Origin of the sequence: Halorubrum hochsteinianum, assembly GCF_023702125.1 — an archaeon.
In the GTDB taxonomy this organism is placed as follows: domain Archaea; phylum Halobacteriota; class Halobacteria; order Halobacteriales; family Haloferacaceae; genus Halorubrum; species Halorubrum hochsteinianum.
Window position 1 is genome coordinate 545,556 of the sequence record NZ_CP098415.1, and the last position, 16,983, is coordinate 562,538.

Consider the following 16,983-nt stretch of genomic DNA (forward strand, 5'->3'; position numbering starts at 1 on the left):
ATGATCCTGTCGGACGCCGACATCCTCGACCGGCTCGCGGAGGGCGACCTCGCGATCGAGCCGCTCGACGACGTCGATCAGCAGGTCCAGCCGGCGAGCGTCGACCTGCGGCTCGGCGAGCGGTTCCTGGAGTTCCAGCGCACCAACATCCCCTGTATCCACCCGACGGACGCGGGCGAGGTGAGCGAGTACGTGACGGAGACGACGGTCCCCGAGGGCGACGAGTTCATCCTCCACCCCGGCGACTTCGTCCTCGGGACGACCGCCGAGCGCGTCGCGATCCCGGACGACCTCGTCGCCCACGTCGAGGGGCGGTCGTCGCTCGGCCGCCTCGCGATCGTCGTCCACGCGACCGCGGGGCTGTGCGACCCGGGCTACGAGGGCCAGATCACGCTCGAACTGTCGAACCTCGGGACCGCTCCCGTGGCGCTCTCGCCGGGCATGCGCGTGTCGCAGCTCACCTTCACGGAGCTGAAGCGACCGGCCGAGCGCCCGTACGGTGCCGAGCGCGGCTCCAAGTACCAGGGACAGGACGGCCCGCAGGCGTCGCGGATCGGCGACGATCCGGAGTTCGCGGCGGAGGGAGACGAGTCCGGCGGCGGGGAGGAGACCGCCGCGGGGGAAGAGCCATGAGGTTCATCGAGGAGGTCGTCGTCGACGAGTTCCTCCCGACCGTCCGCTCGATGCTCGCGGAGGACCTCCGGGAGCGCGGGTTCACCCAGCTGGAGGTCGCCGACGCGCTCGGCATCTCGCAGTCGGCGGTCTCGAAGTACGCCGCGGGCGACGTGGCGAGGCACGACCGGATCGTCGCCGACGAGCGCGTTCTCGACCTCGTCGAGCGCGTGGGCGAGGGGCTCGCGAGCGGCGACCTCACGCCGGTCGGCGCGCTCGTCGAGATCGAGGTGCTGATCCGGCAGTTGGAGGAGGGCGACCTGCTGGCCGACCTCCACGAGGAGGCGATGCCCGCGCTCGCCGACGCCGACGTGGAGTTCTCCGTCCACGACCCCGACAGCGGCCTCCGCGAGCGCGAGCGCGTCCTCACGTCGGTCCGTCGAGGGCTCCGGACCCTGACGAACGCCTCCGGGTTCGCCGGGCTGATCCCGAACGTCGGCGCGAACGTCGCGGAGTGCCTCGCCGACGCCGCCACGGTGGACGACGTGGCCGCGGTCCCCGGCCGGCTCGTCGACGTGAAGGGGCGGGCGATGGTCCCCGGCGAGCCGGAGTTCGGCGTGAGCGAACACGTCGCGACGGTGCTGCTCGCGGCGCGCGAGGGCGGCGCTGCCGTCCGCGGCGCGGTCAACCTCCGGTACGACCCCGAGACCGTCGCGGCGCTCGGCGAGTCGCACCCGACCGTCGAGTTCGACGCGGAGCGGCCGACCCGCGAGGCGGTCGCGGACGCGGTCTCGGCGGCCGATCTCCCGGCGGACGCGGACGGGGTCGTGGTGTACCAGACCGGGGCGGTCGGCGTCGAGCCGATCGTCTACGTCCTCGCGCCCACCGCGGCCGGGGCGGCGCGGATCGTCCGCGGCCTGCTGTGAGCCGCCGACACGGGTGCTTTTATTTTCCGCGACGACGAACGACCGGGCGTGATCCGACACCGGCGGCCCGGGATGCGGATGCGTTCCTTCTAGCGGCGGGTGGACCCGTCGCGTCGGCGACGACCGGTAACGCGGTCGGCGGCGGCGCGGCGACGAAGCCCGTCGCCTCCCCGTAGCGCCCGGGCCGCCGGCGAGCCGCGAGCGGGACCGCCCGCCACACGCGACCGAGAAGCGTCGACGCGCACGGAACCGCCGACGCGCACAGATCCGCCGACGCGATCGGTGTCGCACCGACGCGGGCGGGACGCTCCGCGGACGGCCCCGAACCAGCGGGCTTTAGACCCGATCGACCGACACACGACACACGCACCACATGAGCCACGACGATTTCCCCACCGACCGCCCGGCGGTGGTGACCTGTGGACTGCCGTACGCCAACGGCGACCTCCACATCGGTCACCTCCGCACCTACGTGGGCGGCGACGTGTACAGCCGCGCGCTCGACCGACTCGGTCAGGAGGCCGCGTTCGTCTCCGGCTCCGACATGCACGGCACGCCCGTCGCGGTCAACGCCGAACAGGAGGGCGTCTCGCCCGAGGACTTCGCGCTCGACTGGCACGAGCGCTACGCCGAGACGTTCCCGAAGTTCAACGTCGAGTTCGGCAACTACGGCCACACCCACGACGAGACGAACACGGAACTGACACAGGAGCTGGTCCGCGACCTCGACGAGGCGGGCCACCTCTACGAGAAGGAGATCATGGTCGCGTACGACCCCGTCGACGACCAGTACCTCCCCGACCGCTACGTCGAGGGGACCTGTCCGTACTGCGGCGCGCACGCCCGCGGCGACGAGTGCGACGAGGGGTGTCAGCGCCACCTCGAACCCGGCGAGATCGAGGACCCCGAGTCGACGATCACCGGCAACCCCGCGGAGTACCGCGAGCGCACCCACGAGTTCTTCGCGGTCTCCGAGTTCGCTGACTACCTCTCGGAGTTCCTCGACCGGCTCGAAGGGACCCCGAACGCCCGGAACCAGCCCCGCGAGTGGATCGAGCAGGGGCTTCAGGACTGGTGTATCACCCGCGACATGGACTGGGGGATCGACTACCCCGGCGACGACGGGGAGCAGGACCTCGTCTTATACGTCTGGGTCGACGCGCCGATCGAGTACATCGCCTCGACGAAGCAGTATTCCGAGCGCGTCGGGTCCGACGCGTTCGACTGGGAGACCGCCTGGAAGGAGGGCGCGAGCGACGAGTTCCCCGAGGGCGGGGAGATCGTCCACGTGATCGGCCGCGACATCATCCAGCACCACACGATCTTCTGGCCCGCGATGCTGGAGGCGACCGACCACGCGGAGCCGCGCGCGGTGATGGCCAGCGGCTTCGTCACGCTCGACGGGAAGGGGTTCTCGACGAGCCGGGACCGCGCGGTCTGGGCGGACGAGTACCTCGACGAGGGGTTCCACCCCGACCCGCTGCGCTACTACCTCGCGACCAACGGCGGGTTCCAGCAGGACGTGGACTTCTCGTGGGAGAAGTTCGCCGAGCGCGTCAACACCGAACTGGTGGGGACCGTCGGCAACTTCCTCTACCGCTCCCTGCTGTTCGCCCACCGGAACTACGAGGACGGGCCCGACGCCGACGCCCTCAGCGAAGACGTGGCGGCGCGGATCGACGAGGCGGTCGAGGACGTGACCGCCGCGGTCAACGACTACTCCGTCCGCGCGCTCGGCGACGCCGTCACCGACCTCGCCCGCTTCGGCAACGAGTACATCCAGCGCAACGAGCCGTGGAAGCTCGTCGACGAGGAGCCCGACGAGGCCGAGCGGGTCATCTACGACTGCGTCGCGCTCGCGAAGGCCATCGCGGTCCTCTTCGAGCCGCTGGCCCCCGAGAAGAGCGAGCGGCTCTGGGATCAGCTCGGCGAGCCCGGATCCGTCCACGACGCGACGGTCGAGGCGGCCGGCGAGGCCCCCGCGGGGGACCTGAGCGAGCCGACCGAGCTGTTCGAACAGATCGAAGACGAGCGCGTCGAGGCGCTCAACGAGAAGCTCGACGCCCGCGTCGCCGAGTCGGAGAGCGACGACGGCGGCGACGCCGGGAATGACGACGACGGCGGCGACGACGGCAGCGACGCGAACACCGAAGACACCGACATGAGCGACATCGAACCCCTCAGCGACGACCGCATCAGCTTCGACGAGTTCCAGGAACTGGACATCCGGGTCGGCCGGATCGAGGAGGCGGACGGGATCGACGGGGCCGACGACCTCGTGAAGCTCACCGTCGACCTCGGCGCGGAGACCCGGACGATCGTCGCGGGGCTCAAGCAGCTCCACGACGTCGACGACCTGCCTGACACGAAGGTGATCGTCCTCGCGAACATGGAGAAGGCGGAGCTGTTCGGCGTCGAGTCGAACGGGATGGTGCTGGCCGCCGGCGAGGGGGCCGACCTCCTCACCACCTACGAGGACGCCGGGCCGGGGACGAAGGTGAAGTGAGGCCGCGGTCCGTCGCGGCGCGGTCGGTCGTGGCGCGGTTTCTCGAAGTTTTATCCGACTGACGTTTGAAGCGGAGACTGGCATGTCCCTCCTTCCCCGCTGGTTCGAGACGCTGTCGTTTCAGGCGCAGGTGATCCTCCTCGCGGTCGTGTTCGACCCGATCGGGTTCGGCGCGGGCTACCTGCTCGCGCCCGAGTTCGGCCTCGAACCGATCGTGGGCGGCGCGTACGGACTGGTCGCCGCGAACCTCCCGCTGTCGATGCTGGTGATGCGCGAGGCGGGCGGCCGGTAGCCGCCGCGGAGTCCCGGAGCGGTCGGCCGTCTCAGGCGTCCAGCACTTCGATCAGGTTCCCCTCCGGGTCCCTGACGAACAGGACCGTCGTCCCGCTCGACGTGGTGCGGGGCGGCGAGAGCGTCTCCACGTCGTCGGAGAGTCCCTCGTAGAACGCCTCGACGTCGTCGACGGAGAGTCCGAGGTGGGTCGCGCTCGGGCGATTCAGTTCGGGGTCCGCGCCTGCCTCGCCCGCCGGCTCGTAGGCGACGAGTTCGACGATCGCGTCGTCGGCGTCGAGGTGGGCGAACTCGGCGGACGCGCCCTCGACGGCGACCGCCTCGGCGAAGGCGTCGCCGCCGACGGAGAACTCGGCGACGACGTCGAGGTCGAACGTTTCGGCGTAGAAGTCGACGGCACGGTCGAGGTCGGCGACGGTGACCCCGACGTGGTGCGCGGTTGGGTCTGACACGTCGGATCGGTCGCGGACCGAAGGAAAAACCGTGTCGACGAGCGTCGGGTGTGGTGGGGAACGGCGCAGTCTAAACCAGCCGGGTGCGGTGGCGCGTGCCGGCGAGCGCCCGAAGGGCGCGAGTCGCACGCGCGAGGGAGTCGGCGGCGACCATCGGGAGCCGCCGACGAGGCTGGGGAGGCGTGAGGCTGCGGTTGTGGGGCGGGGCTTCGGAGGTGTCGGTCACGACGCCAGTTTCGTAGTAGTTGATGGCGAGGGATCCGACACCTTCCATGTCGGGTACGCCTGAATCAAATTCGAAAACGTATCGGACCGAAACGACCATTCCGCGCCCGCACTACCTTCGCGTATGCACGTGGTCGTCAACGCGGCCCAGAGCGTCGACGGGAAGCTCGCCACCCGCCGCCGGGAACAGCTCCGGATCTCGGGGTCGGAGGACTTCGACCGGGTCGACCGGGTCAGGGCGGCCGCGGACGCGGTCCTCGTCGGGGTCGGGACCGTCCTCGCGGACGACCCGCACCTCACGCTCGACGAGGAGGACCGCCGCGTCGAACGCCTGCGGGCCGGGCGGTCCGGGGACCCCGCCCGCGTCGTGGTCGACTCGACCGGCCGGACGCCGACCGACGCCCGGATCTTGGACGACGCGGCGACGACGTACCTGCTCGTCTCGGAGGCGACCGACCGGGAGCGACGGGAGGCGCTCGCCGACGCGGGCGCGGAGGTGATCATCGCCGGGGAGGAGCGCGTCGACGTCGCGGTCGGGGTCGAGCGGCTCGCGGACCGCGGCGTCGACCGGCTGATGGTCGAGGGGGGCGGCGAGGTGATCTTCTCGTGTTTCGAGGCCGGGGTGGTCGACGAGCTCCACGTCTACGTCGGCTCGCTCGTGATCGGCGGCCGCGACGCGCCCACGCTGGCGGACGGGACGGGGTTCACCGAGGCGTTCCCCGACCTGACGCTCGCGGACGTGGAGCGGCTCGACGACGGGGTCGTCCTCTCGTACGACGTCGTGGACGGCGACGGCTCGTAGCGGGATCTCCCGCCCTCCGTTTGCGGATCGTGTGAACCGTGCCCACGAAATCCGACGGTACACGGTCCGTGACAGCGATGTACACGAAAATCACCGAAGTATTTATGTATCGCCCGGGGGTAGTTGCGGGTACCAGAACGCCTCTGGCGCTGGTGGAATCGCACACTGAAATGAACGGGAGTTCTTGCAGACGGCCCGACGCACCACAGCGAGCGGTCGCTATCGCCGGAGCGGTGATGGAGAGATAACAAATGGTAACGAAAGAAGAAGTCATCGAGCAGTACGACGTGGAACCGATGGACGAGGCGGACAACGTGGACCTTTCTGAGGACGACTTGGACAACGGCTCCAAGGGGCAGCTCATCAAGCGCGCCGGTCAGCTGCGAGACCGACGCAACGAGCTGAACCAGATGGCCTCCGAGCGCGCCTCCAAGCGCGACGACCTCAACGCGAAGACGCGCGAGAAGGTCGACGAGGCCCAGGAGCACCGCGAGAGCCGCGACGAGCTCAACGAGCAGGTCCAGGAGCACAAGGACAAGCGCAACGAGCTCAACGCCGAGGCCAACGAGCTGTTCGACGAGGTCGAGGAGCTCAAACAGGACCTCGAACTCGGCTCCGGCAAGTCCATCGAGGAGCTCGAAGAGGAGATCGAGGACTTAGAGTTCCGTCAGCAGACGGAGGTCCTCGACGCGGAGGACGAGCGCGAGCTGATCGAGAAGATCGACGACAAACGCGAGAAGCTCGCCGAGAAGAAGGAGAAGGTCGACGACACGAGCGAGCTCGACGAGCTCGTCGAGGAGGCCGAGGAGGTCCGCTCCGAGGCGTCCCAGCACCACCAGAAGGTGACGGAGCTCGCCGACAAGGCCCAGGAGCACCACAACCAGATGATCGAGGCCTACCGCGAGGCCGACGACATCCGCGACGAGGCCGACGAGATGCACGAGCTCTTCGTCGAGGCCCAGGAGGCGGCCGACCGCCACCACGAGGACTTCGTCCGCGTCCAGAAGCGCCTGCGCGAGCTCGACAAGAAGGAGGAGGAGGAGCGCCAGGACGAGCGCGCCGAGAAGCGCGAGGAAGAGAAGGAGGAGGCCGAGGAGATCTATCAGAAGTTCAAGGAGGGCGAGACGCTCGACACCGAGGACCTGATGAAGCTCCAGAAGACCGGCCTCCTGTAAGCCGGCGACTCCAGCGGTTCCGACGCGGTTTTCTGCGGTTTTCTTCCAACGACCAGCGCCGCGGCCGGCGGCTCCTCGGCCTCGACCGCAGCGGCCGGGCGGCGCACCGGCCACGGCTTATAAGCGCGTGCGACGCCAACCGCCGGTATGGACGACGCGCCGACGAACGGACGGAAGGGGTTGCTCGCGGCCGCCGCGGTGGGCGCGGCGACGACGATCGCGGGCCGCGCGGCCCTCGCGCGGCTCACCGGCGGGCGGTTCGGTGACGCCGAGACGTACAACACCGCAAAGGTGACCGTGTCGGGCCCGATCCGGCGGAATCAGGGCCGTCCCTCGCCGCTTTCGGGACCGGGCGGCGCGACCGCGGACGACGTGGTCGAACAGATCGAGGCGGCCGACGAGGACGACGACGTCGAGGCGCTACTCTTAGAACTCAACACGCCGGGCGGCGAGGTCGTCCCGAGCGACGACATCCGGCGGGCCGCCGCCGGCTTCGACGGGCCGACGGTCGCGTACGCGACCGACACCTGCGCCTCCGGCGGCTACTGGATCGCGAGCGGCTGCGACGAGCTGTGGGCGCGCGAGGCGAGCCTCGTCGGCTCCATCGGCGTCGTCGGCTCGCGCCCGAACGCGAAGGGGCTGGCGGACAAGCTCGGAATCAGCTACGAGCAGTTCACGGCCGGCGAGTACAAGGACGCCGGCGTCCCGCTGAAGCAGATCGAGGAGGACGAGCGGGAGTACCTCCAGGGGATCATCGACGGCTACTACGAGCAGTTCGTCGAGACCGTCAGCGAGGGCCGCGACATGGACCCCGACGAGATCCGAGACACCGAGGCCCGCGTGTACCTCGGCGAGGACGCCGCCGAGATGGGGCTCGTCGACGAGCTCGGCACCGAGGACGACGTCGAGGGGCGGCTCGCCGAGCTGATCGGCGCGAAGCCGGAGGTGCGCGAGTTCACCCCGGAGCGGGGGCTGGCCGAGCGGCTCGGCATCGGCGCGGAGCGCGTCGCGTTCGCGGCCGGGAGCGGCGTCGCGAGCGTGTTCGGCGGCGACGGCGGCGACATCGACGTGGAGTTGCGATAGCGGCCGCGAGAGCGTCCGCGGGGACCGAAGCGCGCGCGGCGGCCGACGGGGAGGATTTTTGTCCGGCCGCGGTGTGAGACGACACGTGACGACGCTGGTCATCTGCGTCGACCGCTCGGGGGCGATCGGTCGCGCCACCAACGTCCCGATGCCGGTCGCGGGCTGGGAGGCCGTCCGCTCGCTGGTGACGGACGCCGGGCTGGACGACCCCGAGGACGCCAGCGTGAACTGCCTGCTGGAGTCGCTGCGGGTCGCGCGCGACCTCCGGGACGAGCGCGAGGAGTCGGTCGTCGCGGTCGTCTCCGCCGAGAGCGACACCCCGGTCGGGGCCGACCGGTCGATCGCGGCCCAGCTCGACGACCTCGTGGAGCGGTACGACCCCCGGGCCGCGATCGTCGTGGTCGACTCCGCGGAGGACGAGCGCGTCCTCCCGGTCGTGGAGTCGCGGGTCCCGGTCGACTCGGTCGACCGCGTCGTCGTCCGGCAGGCCCGCGACATCGAGTCCACCTACTACCTGCTCAAGCAGTTCCTCGCCGACGAGCAGCTCCGGTCGACGGTGTTGGTCCCGATCGGCGTCGCGCTACTCCTGCTGCCGGTGCTGTTCGCCCGGTTCTCCGCCGGGGAGGCGGTCGCGGGCGTCGCCGGCCTGCTCGGCGCGGCGCTGCTCTACAAGGGGCTGGCGATCGACCGGCGCGTGGCGGGGATGCCCGAACGCGTGCGCGAGGCGCTGTACGCCGGGCAGGTGTCGGTCGTGACGTACGTGGTCGCCGGCGGGCTGGCGCTGGTCGGCGGCTTCTTCGGCGTCCTCGCCGCGTCGGAGCTGGACGCCGGGTCGCCCCGGCTCGTCGAGGCCGTAGAGTTCGCCTTCGCGGCGGTGCCGTGGTTCGCGGTCGCCGGCGTGACCGCGGCCGTGGGGCGACTGCTCGACGAGCTGATCCGCGACGAGGGGATCCGGACGCCGTATCTCAACCTCCCGTTCGTCATCGCGGCGGTCGCCTTAGTCGTCCGCGGCTTCGCCGGCTACTTCCTCGCGCAGGAGGCGGTCCGGGACCCCCTGTCCGTCTACGGGATGGCGATGACCCCGGTCCAACAGCTCGCGGCGTTCATCGTGAGCGGCATCGTCGTGTCGCTCGTCGGCGTCAAGGTCGCCAGCGATGTCGGCACGGAGACCCTCGAAGACGTCATCGACGCGGAGCGGGAGGCGGACGGCCGACGGGAGTGAGGAGCCGACGAGACCGGAGCGGCAGATCCCGCGGCCGACCGACCCCCTTTTGTCGGTCGCGCCCGCGTCGGCGGGCATGGACGTGTACGGACTGATCGGAAACCCGGTCGGCCACTCGCTGTCGCCGCCGATGCACGAGGCGGGCTACGAGGCGCTCGGACTCGACGCGCGGTACGTGACCTTCGAACCCGACGCCGACGCCGCGGCCGGAGCCATCGCGGGCGCGGCCGACCTCGGCGTCGCCGGCCTCAACGTCACGGTGCCGTTCAAGCGCGACGCGCTCGACGCGGTCGACCCCGCCCCGCTCGCCGAGCGCATCGGCGCGGTCAACACGGTCGACTACGGCCCGGTCCGCAAGGGCGACGCCGACCGCCCGCGCGGCCACAACACCGACGCGGCCGGGGTGACCCGGGCGCTCGAACACCACGACGTGACGATCGACGGTCGCGACGCGCTCGTGGTGGGCGCGGGCGGGGCGGGGCGGGCGGCCGCGTTCGCGCTGGCGGACGCGGGCGCGGCGGTCCACGTCGCGAACCGCACCGCCGGACGGGCGGTCGAACTCGCGGAGGCGGTCCCGGGCGCGACCGGCGGCGGGCTCGACGACCTCGCCGACCGCGTCGCGGCCGCCGACCTGCTCGTCAACGCGACGAGCGTGGGGATGGAGTCGCCCGAGGAGACGCCGGTCCCCGCGGAGCACCTCCACGGCGACCTCGCGGTGCTAGACGCGGTGTACGCCCCGATCGAGACGCGCCTGCTCCGGGAGGCGGCCGACGCGGGCGCGACGACGGTCGACGGCGCATGGATGCTACTGTTCCAGGGGGTCGAGGCGTTCGAGATCTGGACCGACGAGGACGCACCGGTCGAGGCGATGAACGCGGCGCTGCGAGCGGAACTGGAGTGATCGGCGGGGCTTTATTTATAAACAGACGACGCGGTGGCGCGTGCCGACGAGCGCCGCACCGCGGCGCGAGTCGCACGCGCGAGGTCGTCGGGCTTCGCCCGACTGCCCGTGGCGCGTCGCGCCACGCTGTCGCCGGCGCGTAGCGCCGGCTGTCACCGGGCTAAGCCCGGTTGCCCGAGGGACCGTGTCCCTCGCTGCCAGAGAATCTTCGATTCTCGCTGGAGTCGGCCGGCCGGAGCGACGCGGAGGCCGGCCGACGAGGCTGGGGAGGCGTGAGGATGGTTGCGGTGCGGGGCGGGACTCGAAGCCGCAGTCGTAGCAGAGTCAGTCACGTACAGCCAAGCGACCGGGGCTTCGGAGATGCCCGCCGCCTCCCTCCTGTCAGCTATTTATAATTGATAAGCGACGATCCGAGCCGAGATTTATTAGATCATCGTCGGGCTGGCGAGCAGCCCGGCGGTGACGATCAGCCCGACCGAGACCGCCGACGCGCCGTAGAGGAAGGGCTTGGCGTCGCGGGCCGGCTCGCGGAGCTTCCCCGCGTCGAGTCCGTCCGCCAGCTTCGAGCCGGCGACCTCGACGAGGCCGGTGCCGACGAACCACAGCCCCAGCATCGTCAACACGAGGTGGCCCCGGGGCGTGCCGGTCAGCGCCTCGAACGTGTACAGGGTGCCGGCCATGTGGCCGCCGGAGAGGACGAACGCGACCGCGGCGATCCGGGTGATCCACCGCAGGCGACCGACGACCGAGCCGAGCGCGTCGCTACCGACGTCGCCGCGGAGCGCGGGCGGGAGTACCGCGAGGGTGACGAACAACACGCTGCCGACCCAGAGGATCGCGAAGCCGACGTGGACCGACCACATGACGGGGTTGATGACGTCCATACCACCGGGACGACGCGACCGTACTTATAAACCGGCGAGACGGGACGACGGGCGCTTGCGTCGGAGACGGTTTTTAAATATCTCGCACGTGTAGCCGTCGGCAATGGCCCTACTTCAGAAGCTCAAAGAGAAGCTCGGATTCGGGAGCGGCTCCGCCGACCGGGAGTCGGCCGAGACCGAAGTGACCGTCGAGCGCGAGTCGGAACCGGCCGCCGACGCGGCCGCCTCCGAGAGCGACGACGGCGCGGACGACGCCGAGACCGGCGACGCCGGGACCGACGAAGCGGAGCCGGTCGCCGCGGGGACGGAGGCCGCCGCCTCGACCGAGTCGCTCGTCGACGATGAGGCCGCGGCCGACGACGCGGCCGACGACGCCGAGAGCGCGACCGGCGACGGGGTGGCCGAGCCGGCGGAGGCCGCGGGCGACGAGGGCGACGACGTCGCGGTCGACGGCGACGACCGCGGGCCGAGCGTCGAGGAGATCAAGGGCATCGGGCCGGCGTACGCGGAGCGGCTCGCGTCCATCGGGATCGAGACGGTCGACGAGCTCGCGGGCGCGGACGCCGCGGACGTGGCCGAGGGGGCGAGCGTCGGCGAGAAGCGCGCCGCGACGTGGATCGACCGCGCGAGCGAGTTCTGAGGCCGGGCGGTTTCGACGACCGCAACTGTTTCACCGCCCCCGCCGAAGGGGGGCACATGAGGCGAACGGCACACACCGACCGGGACCGATTCCACGCGGTCGCCGCCGCGGCTCCGGCCGGCGCGCGGGTCCCGGTCGAGCTCCGGGTCGCCGTCGACGACCCCTTCTCGGCGTACCGGCGGGCGCGGGACGGTCCCGGCGGCGTGTTCTACGAGACGACCGGCGGCCAGTCCGGCTGGGGGTACTTCGGCGTCGACCCGGTCGAGCGGCTGACCGTCTCCGGCGACGCGGTCGCGCTCGGCGGCGGGGCCGAGAGATCGGGGCCGGACGAGCGCGACGACGCGGATTCCACGGGCGACTACCGCCGTCCGTCACCGTCGCTCGCCGCGCTGGAGGGCGTCCTCGACGGCGAGACGCTGGCGCGCGGCGACTGCGAGGTCCCGTATCCCTGCGGCGCGTTCGGCTGGCTCTCCTACGACGCCGCCCGCGAGTTGGAGGACTTCCCGGCCGCCGCGTCGGAGGGGCCGGGCGCGGTCGACGACCGGGGCCTCCCGCGGCTTCGGGCGGCGCTCTTCGACCGGATCGCTGCGTGGGAGTGTCCGACGGAGAGCGGCGGCGACGGACGGCGCGACGCGGGCGCGAACGCCGAGGGCGCGACCGTCACGCTCCGCGTGACCGCCTGTCCCCGCGTTCCGGAGGGGCTCGACGACCCGGACGCCGACCGCGACGCGCTCGACGCGCTGTTCGACGAGGGGGCCGAGCGGGCGGCGGACCTGATACGCCGGATCGAGACGGGCGACCCCGAGGCGGAGCGGCCGCCCGACCCGACCGCGGAGCGCGCGACCTTCGAGAGCGACGTGGGTCGGGAGGGGTACGCCGACGCGGTGCGGCGCGTCAAGGAGTACGTCCGCGAGGGCGACACGTTTCAGGCGAACGTCTCCCAGCGCCTGACCGCGCCGGCCGCGGTCCATCCGGTCGACGCCTACGACGCGCTCCGGGAAGTGAACCCCGCGCCGTACTCCGGGCTGATCGAGTTCGGCGGGAGCGGTGACGGTGAGACCGGGGCCGACGGAGCCGCGGCCGACGGGACGAACCGCCCGAGCGGCACCGACCTCGTGAGCGCGAGCCCGGAACTGCTCTTACACCGGGAGCCGACCGACGACCCCGAGCGCGGCGCGCGCCTCGTCACGGAGCCCATCGCCGGGACGCGCCCGCGGGGGGACAGCGACGAGGCCGACGCCGCGCTCGAAGGGGAGCTGACAGGCGACGCGAAGGAGCGCGCCGAGCACGCGATGCTGGTCGACTTAGAGCGCAACGACCTCGGCAAGGTGTCGCGGTTCGGCACGGTCGACGTGAGCGAGTACCGCCGCGTCGACCGCTACAGCGAGGTGATGCACCTCGTGAGCCTGATCGAGGGGGAGGCGCGGAGCGACGTGGGGCTCGCGGACGCCGTCGCCGCCTGCTTCCCCGGCGGGACGATCACCGGCGCGCCCAAGCCGCGGACGATGGAGATAATCGACGAACTGGAGCCGACGCGCCGGGGGCCGTACACCGGGTCGATGTTCGCGGCCGGGTTCGACGGGCGCGCGACGCTCAACATCGTCATCCGCACGCTCGTCCGCCACGCGACCGAGTACCACCTCCGAGTCGGGGCGGGGATCGTCCACGACTCCGACCCCGACGCCGAGTACGAGGAGACGCTCGCGAAGGCGCGCGCGCTGGTGAGCGCCGTCGACGAGGCGCTCGCGACCGGCGGGATGGCGGTCGACGAGACGAGGGGCGATGCGGCCGCCGAAGAGGCACCCGACGGGACGACCGAGGGGGCGGTCGAGCGATGACGGACAGGGACGCGGCGGCGACCGTCGGATCGGACGACGGCTGGCGACCGGGCGCGGGCGAGACCGACGCGCGGGTCCTCGTCGTCGACAACTACGACTCGTTCGCGTACAACCTCGTCCAGTACGTCGGGGAGGTCGCGGGCGCGGTGACGGTCCGGCGCAACGACGCGGTCGACCTCGACGGGATCCGCGCGCTCGACCCGGACGGCGTCGTCGTCTCCCCGGGCCCCGGCACCCCGGCCGAGGCCGGCGTCTCGACCGGGGTCTTCGAACTCGATCGCCCCGTGTTCGGCGTCTGTCTCGGCCATCAGGCGCTGTGCGCGAGCGGCGGGAGCCGCGTCGGCCACGCGCCCGAGGTCGTCCACGGGAAGCCGTCGACGATCACCCACGACGGCGAGGGCGTCTTCGCCGGCCTCCCCGACCGGCTCCGCGTCGGGCGGTACCACTCGCTGTGCGTCGAGCGCGAGGACCTGCCCGACGAACTGGTCGAGACCGCCCGCACCGAGGACGAGCGCGAAGTGGTGATGGGCGTGCGCCACCGCGAGAAGCCGCACGTCGGCGTCCAGTTCCACCCGGAGAGCATCCTCACCCCGCGCGGGAAGCGGCTGGTGCGGAACTTCGTGGCGGGGTGCGAGCAATGAGCGACCGATCCGCGCCGACCGGGGGCGACGACCTGCGCTATCACGTCGACGGCGACCTCGTCCCCGCCGAGGAGGCGACCGTCTCGGTCGAGGACCGCGGGTTCGCCTACGGCGACGCCGCCTTCGAGACGATGCGCGCGTACGGCGGCGACCCCTTCCGCTGGGAGGCGCACGCCGACCGGCTCCGCGACACCTGCGAGACACTCGGGCTGGATCACGGCATCGCCGACGCGGAGTTGCGACGGCGGGTCGACGAGACGCTGGCCGCGAACGACCTCGCGGACGCGTACCTGAAACTCTCGGTCACGCGGGGGGTCCAGCCCGGGACGCTCGACCCGAAACCGGAGGTCGACCCGACCGTCGTCGTGATCGCGAAGCCGCTCCCGCGCGGCGGGGTCGGGAGCGAGCCGGTCCACGACGGGCCGGCCGCGGTCCAGACGACGAAGACCCGCAAGGCCGACGACCGCGCGATCCCGGCCGCCGCCAAGACGCACAACTACCTCAACGGAATCCTAGCCCGGCTGGAGCTCCGCGTGACCGGCGCGGACGAGGCCCTGATGCTCGACCCGGACGGCCGCGTCGCCGAGGGGGCGACCTCGAACCTCTTCTTCGCCGACGGCGCGGCGCTCCGGACCCCGTCGCTCGACGGGCCGGTCCTCCCCGGCGTCACCAGAGCGACCGTGATCGAGGTCGCGGAAGACGAGGGGATCCCCGTCGAGGAGGGGACGTACACGCCGGACGCGGTCCGTTCGGCCGACGAGGTCTTCCTCACGAACTCGACGTGGGAGGTCCGCCCCGTGGCGACCGTCGACGGCATCGCGGTCGACGGCGACGGCGAGGGGGTCGCCGGCCCGCTCACGACCCTGATCTCCCGGCTGTTCGACCGGCGGATCGAGGAGGCTCACTACGACGGCGAGCGGCTGTAAGGTGGAATTCATCGAATCTACACGGCCACCTGAAACAAGAGGACGGTACGGTCCTAAATGAGCAGTATCGAATATATCGCCCAAACGACGAGTAAAACGAGTTGTATGCCAACCCAACCGGTTGGAACGATCCGGTTTGGCAGTGAATCTTGTGGAAGGGTACGGAACCACCCAAGGGAATCGCCGCTTTCAGCGGTATGCGTTATTTTCTCATCCATTTCTGTTTGCCAGTTCGGAGTGTCCGAAGCGAAGTGATCCCGTTCTATCTCTTTCATTTTCTTGGAGGAAACATGTTTCACGGTTTCGAGCGTCCAAGAACTGTAGTACAGTATCGACAGCGTAAAGAATCCGAGCAAGACGGTTAGCCAGTAGACGCCGAGGGAGAATTCTGCTCGGGTTATCACCGTTGTGAGGACAGATATTACAAATATGCCCAGATACATCTCACGCACGACCATGCGGTCCGCAGAACGGTAGCTGTCGAACGCGGCCTCATAAACAGCAACGGTCGCCGGAGACGCCCTCGTATCGTCCCCGGATTGAGAACCATCGGCCATACTGGCCCTATCTTGGCCGTGTCTTGTATTTTTATTGGCAGGTCCGCCCACAGCGTTATCCCGTCAGAGATTCTAAATGACGGATGGCAGACGACAAAGACGGACGTGAGAAACAGGCGGCCGACGAGGATCGACGACAGCGCGAGCGCGACATGGAGGCGGAAGTGACCCGTGGCGACGAGGCGGAACCGCCGTTCGACGACGAGGCGACCGAGGCCCTCGAAGCGGCGCTCGAACCGCTGACGTTCCCCGCGACGGGCCGCGAGGTCGTCGCCGCGGTCGGCGACCGCGAGCTGGAGTCGGAGGCCCGCGTGTACACCGTCGCCGACCTGATCCCGGACGCGGACCTGGAGGCGTTCGACGCCCCGACGACGGTCCGCGAGCGCGTGCGTCGCCTCGCGGTCGCGGCCGCGATGAAGCGGGTCGTCGAGGCGGCCGCCGAACTGGAGAACGTCGATTTCGGCCGGTCGCAACACGAGGCGTTCGAGCGCACGTTCCGCGCGCTGAGCGATATCAACGAACTCGACGACGAGGAGGGGGTCCGCGCGATCGCCGACTGGGTCGTCGACCGGATCGGCGAGAAGCAGACGGTCCCCGGGTCGCGCGACCTCCGCCGACAGGGAGCGAAGTACTGCCGGGCGCACGGCTACGAAGTCCGCGACGACGAGTGGCTCGGAATCTGAGCCGGGACGAGGTTCCGAGAGCGAACGGAGTCGGGACGAGGTTCCGGGACCGGGCGCGTCGGAGCGGGCGGGAAGTCCCGAACGCCGGGACGCACAACGTTGAAGCCGGCCGCCGGCCTCGCATCCGTATGGACGAGAGCCGCCGGATCGCCGGCGTCGAGGAGGTTCCGGAGGAGAGCACGCTGCTCGCGACGCTGCGACCGGTCGACTCCGCGGCGGTCGACGAGGGCGAGGGCGACGTCGGGGAGAGCGAGGACGGGACGCCCGAGGTCGAGGCGCTCCTCACGCGCGCGGCCGGCGAGGTGCGCGCGTTCCGCAACTACTGCCAACACTGGACCGACGTGCGCCTCGACAAGGACGACGGCGCGTTCGTCCGCAACGGGGAGGTGTTCTGCCAGAAGCACGGCGCGACGTTCGAGGCCGACGGCGGCTACTGTAACTTCGGTCCCTGCGAGGGGGCCGTCCTCGAATCGGTCGACGTGACCGTCGAGGGCGACGGCGTGTTCCTCGCCGACGACGCCTACGAGTTCGTCCGGCTCGGCCCCTCCGCGAAGCAGGGCGACGACGGCGGCTCGCGGATCGACTTCACCGGGAACTGAGCCGCCCGCACGGCCGCGGG

General features: G+C 70.9%; 19 protein-coding genes. 15 read left to right on the forward strand and 4 right to left on the reverse strand.

The window, feature by feature from the left end; all coding sequences use genetic code 11:
* The 4 genes from dcd (at position 1) to NAF06_RS02685 (ending at position 4,336) form a co-directional block, all read left to right on the forward strand.
* The gene (gene dcd, locus NAF06_RS02670; protein WP_006630799.1) at positions 1-633 is read left to right on the forward strand and encodes a dCTP deaminase; all 633 of its coding nucleotides are present in this window, start codon (positions 1-3) and stop codon (positions 631-633) included.
* A complete protein-coding gene (locus NAF06_RS02675; protein ID WP_008581815.1) occupies positions 630-1,538 on the forward strand; it encodes a thiamine-phosphate synthase family protein in 909 nt (302 codons plus the stop codon). Before dcd ends, NAF06_RS02675 begins: the two co-directional genes overlap by 4 nt.
* A gap of 373 nt (positions 1,539-1,911) precedes the next feature.
* Positions 1,912-4,044, forward strand: coding sequence for a methionine--tRNA ligase (gene metG, locus NAF06_RS02680; protein ID WP_008581817.1), 2,133 nt, complete (start codon positions 1,912-1,914; stop codon positions 4,042-4,044).
* Between the two features lie 82 nt (positions 4,045-4,126).
* Entirely contained in the window at positions 4,127-4,336 is a 210-nt protein-coding gene (locus NAF06_RS02685; protein WP_008581819.1) for a DUF8141 family membrane protein, read from the forward strand.
* 31 nt (positions 4,337-4,367) lie between these two features.
* On the opposite strand, the gene NAF06_RS02690 is transcribed toward NAF06_RS02685, so the two are convergent.
* Positions 4,368-4,787 carry a VOC family protein gene (locus NAF06_RS02690; RefSeq protein WP_008581820.1) on the reverse strand — a complete coding sequence of 140 codons (420 nt, stop codon included), beginning with the start codon at positions 4,785-4,787 and terminating at the stop codon, positions 4,368-4,370.
* Positions 4,788-4,857: 70 nt separating this feature from the next.
* Entirely contained in the window at positions 4,858-5,061 is a 204-nt protein-coding gene (locus tag NAF06_RS02695; RefSeq protein WP_049908598.1) for a hypothetical protein, read from the reverse strand.
* A 75-nt stretch (positions 5,062-5,136) separates the two neighbouring features.
* On the opposite strand from NAF06_RS02695, the gene NAF06_RS02700 reads away from it, so the two are divergent.
* The 5 genes from NAF06_RS02700 to NAF06_RS02720 all read left to right on the forward strand — a co-directional run bounded on the left by NAF06_RS02700 (position 5,137) and on the right by NAF06_RS02720 (position 10,195).
* Complete coding sequence (locus NAF06_RS02700; protein WP_008581822.1) at positions 5,137-5,814, forward strand: 2,5-diamino-6-(ribosylamino)-4(3H)-pyrimidinone 5'-phosphate reductase; 678 nt, start codon at positions 5,137-5,139, stop codon at positions 5,812-5,814.
* 251 nt (positions 5,815-6,065) lie between these two features.
* A complete protein-coding gene (locus NAF06_RS02705) occupies positions 6,066-6,989 on the forward strand; it encodes a coiled-coil protein (protein ID WP_006630804.1) in 924 nt (307 codons plus the stop codon).
* A gap of 147 nt (positions 6,990-7,136) precedes the next feature.
* On the forward strand, positions 7,137-8,072 hold the full coding sequence (sppA, locus tag NAF06_RS02710; RefSeq protein ID WP_008581826.1) for a signal peptide peptidase SppA: 936 nt from the start codon (positions 7,137-7,139) through the stop codon (positions 8,070-8,072).
* A gap of 85 nt (positions 8,073-8,157) precedes the next feature.
* On the forward strand, positions 8,158-9,294 hold the full coding sequence (locus NAF06_RS02715) for a DUF373 family protein (protein ID WP_008581828.1): 1,137 nt from the start codon (positions 8,158-8,160) through the stop codon (positions 9,292-9,294).
* 76 nt (positions 9,295-9,370) lie between these two features.
* Positions 9,371-10,195, forward strand: coding sequence for a shikimate dehydrogenase (locus NAF06_RS02720; RefSeq protein ID WP_008581830.1), 825 nt, complete (start codon positions 9,371-9,373; stop codon positions 10,193-10,195).
* Positions 10,196-10,620: 425 nt separating this feature from the next.
* On the opposite strand, the gene NAF06_RS02725 is transcribed toward NAF06_RS02720, so the two are convergent.
* Positions 10,621-11,079: a hypothetical protein gene (locus NAF06_RS02725; protein ID WP_008581832.1), complete on the reverse strand. Its 459-nt coding sequence runs from the start codon at positions 11,077-11,079 to the stop codon at positions 10,621-10,623.
* Positions 11,080-11,182: 103 nt separating this feature from the next.
* Between NAF06_RS02725 and NAF06_RS02730 the strand changes: the two genes are divergently transcribed.
* Genes NAF06_RS02730 through NAF06_RS02745 form a run of 4 tightly spaced genes read left to right on the forward strand, consistent with a single transcriptional unit; the run spans position 11,183 to position 15,124 of the window.
* On the forward strand, positions 11,183-11,719 hold the full coding sequence (locus NAF06_RS02730) for a helix-hairpin-helix domain-containing protein (RefSeq protein ID WP_008581835.1): 537 nt from the start codon (positions 11,183-11,185) through the stop codon (positions 11,717-11,719).
* A gap of 56 nt (positions 11,720-11,775) precedes the next feature.
* Positions 11,776-13,557, forward strand: a complete 1,782-nt coding sequence (locus tag NAF06_RS02735; protein ID WP_008581837.1) for an anthranilate synthase component I family protein — start codon at positions 11,776-11,778, stop codon at positions 13,555-13,557.
* Positions 13,554-14,198 (forward strand): anthranilate synthase component II, encoded by a 645-nt coding sequence (locus tag NAF06_RS02740; protein ID WP_008581841.1) that lies wholly within the window; start codon positions 13,554-13,556, stop codon positions 14,196-14,198. The genes NAF06_RS02735 and NAF06_RS02740 overlap by 4 nt, the downstream gene beginning before the upstream one ends.
* Positions 14,195-15,124 (forward strand): aminotransferase class IV, encoded by a 930-nt coding sequence (locus NAF06_RS02745; protein ID WP_008581843.1) that lies wholly within the window; start codon positions 14,195-14,197, stop codon positions 15,122-15,124. Before NAF06_RS02740 ends, NAF06_RS02745 begins: the two co-directional genes overlap by 4 nt.
* Before the next feature lie 53 nt (positions 15,125-15,177).
* Here NAF06_RS02745 and NAF06_RS02750 read toward each other — a convergent pair whose 3' ends face one another.
* Positions 15,178-15,681: a hypothetical protein gene (locus tag NAF06_RS02750; RefSeq protein ID WP_152418728.1), complete on the reverse strand. Its 504-nt coding sequence runs from the start codon at positions 15,679-15,681 to the stop codon at positions 15,178-15,180.
* Between the two features lie 83 nt (positions 15,682-15,764).
* On the opposite strand from NAF06_RS02750, the gene NAF06_RS02755 reads away from it, so the two are divergent.
* Positions 15,765-16,364: a DUF5789 family protein gene (locus tag NAF06_RS02755; protein ID WP_008581845.1), complete on the forward strand. Its 600-nt coding sequence runs from the start codon at positions 15,765-15,767 to the stop codon at positions 16,362-16,364.
* Between the two features lie 128 nt (positions 16,365-16,492).
* Positions 16,493-16,963 (forward strand): Rieske (2Fe-2S) protein, encoded by a 471-nt coding sequence (locus tag NAF06_RS02760; protein ID WP_008581847.1) that lies wholly within the window; start codon positions 16,493-16,495, stop codon positions 16,961-16,963.
* The last annotated feature ends 20 nt before the right edge of the window (positions 16,964-16,983 follow it).

Excerpts from the sequence above, each read along its gene's own strand:
- sppA (WP_008581826.1), top strand. The coding sequence starts at position 7,137 with ATGGACGACGCGCCGACGAACGGACGGAAGGGGTTGCTCGCGGCCGCC.
- NAF06_RS02730 (WP_008581835.1), top strand. The coding sequence starts at position 11,183 with ATGGCCCTACTTCAGAAGCTCAAAGAGAAGCTCGGATTCGGGAGCGGC.
- NAF06_RS02700 (WP_008581822.1), top strand. The coding sequence starts at position 5,137 with ATGCACGTGGTCGTCAACGCGGCCCAGAGCGTCGACGGGAAGCTCGCC.
- NAF06_RS02720 (WP_008581830.1), top strand. The coding sequence starts at position 9,371 with ATGGACGTGTACGGACTGATCGGAAACCCGGTCGGCCACTCGCTGTCG.
- NAF06_RS02740 (WP_008581841.1), top strand. The coding sequence starts at position 13,554 with ATGACGGACAGGGACGCGGCGGCGACCGTCGGATCGGACGACGGCTGG.
- NAF06_RS02725 (WP_008581832.1), bottom strand. The coding sequence starts at position 11,079 with ATGGACGTCATCAACCCCGTCATGTGGTCGGTCCACGTCGGCTTCGCG.
- NAF06_RS02745 (WP_008581843.1), top strand. The coding sequence starts at position 14,195 with ATGAGCGACCGATCCGCGCCGACCGGGGGCGACGACCTGCGCTATCAC.
- NAF06_RS02705 (WP_006630804.1), top strand. The coding sequence starts at position 6,066 with ATGGTAACGAAAGAAGAAGTCATCGAGCAGTACGACGTGGAACCGATG.
- NAF06_RS02750 (WP_152418728.1), bottom strand. The coding sequence starts at position 15,681 with ATGGCCGATGGTTCTCAATCCGGGGACGATACGAGGGCGTCTCCGGCG.
- metG (WP_008581817.1), top strand. The coding sequence starts at position 1,912 with ATGAGCCACGACGATTTCCCCACCGACCGCCCGGCGGTGGTGACCTGT.
- NAF06_RS02685 (WP_008581819.1), top strand. The coding sequence starts at position 4,127 with ATGTCCCTCCTTCCCCGCTGGTTCGAGACGCTGTCGTTTCAGGCGCAG.
- NAF06_RS02675 (WP_008581815.1), top strand. The coding sequence starts at position 630 with ATGAGGTTCATCGAGGAGGTCGTCGTCGACGAGTTCCTCCCGACCGTC.
- NAF06_RS02695 (WP_049908598.1), bottom strand. The coding sequence starts at position 5,061 with ATGGAAGGTGTCGGATCCCTCGCCATCAACTACTACGAAACTGGCGTC.
- NAF06_RS02755 (WP_008581845.1), top strand. The coding sequence starts at position 15,765 with ATGGCAGACGACAAAGACGGACGTGAGAAACAGGCGGCCGACGAGGAT.
- NAF06_RS02760 (WP_008581847.1), top strand. The coding sequence starts at position 16,493 with ATGGACGAGAGCCGCCGGATCGCCGGCGTCGAGGAGGTTCCGGAGGAG.
- dcd (WP_006630799.1), top strand. The coding sequence starts at position 1 with ATGATCCTGTCGGACGCCGACATCCTCGACCGGCTCGCGGAGGGCGAC.
- NAF06_RS02735 (WP_008581837.1), top strand. The coding sequence starts at position 11,776 with ATGAGGCGAACGGCACACACCGACCGGGACCGATTCCACGCGGTCGCC.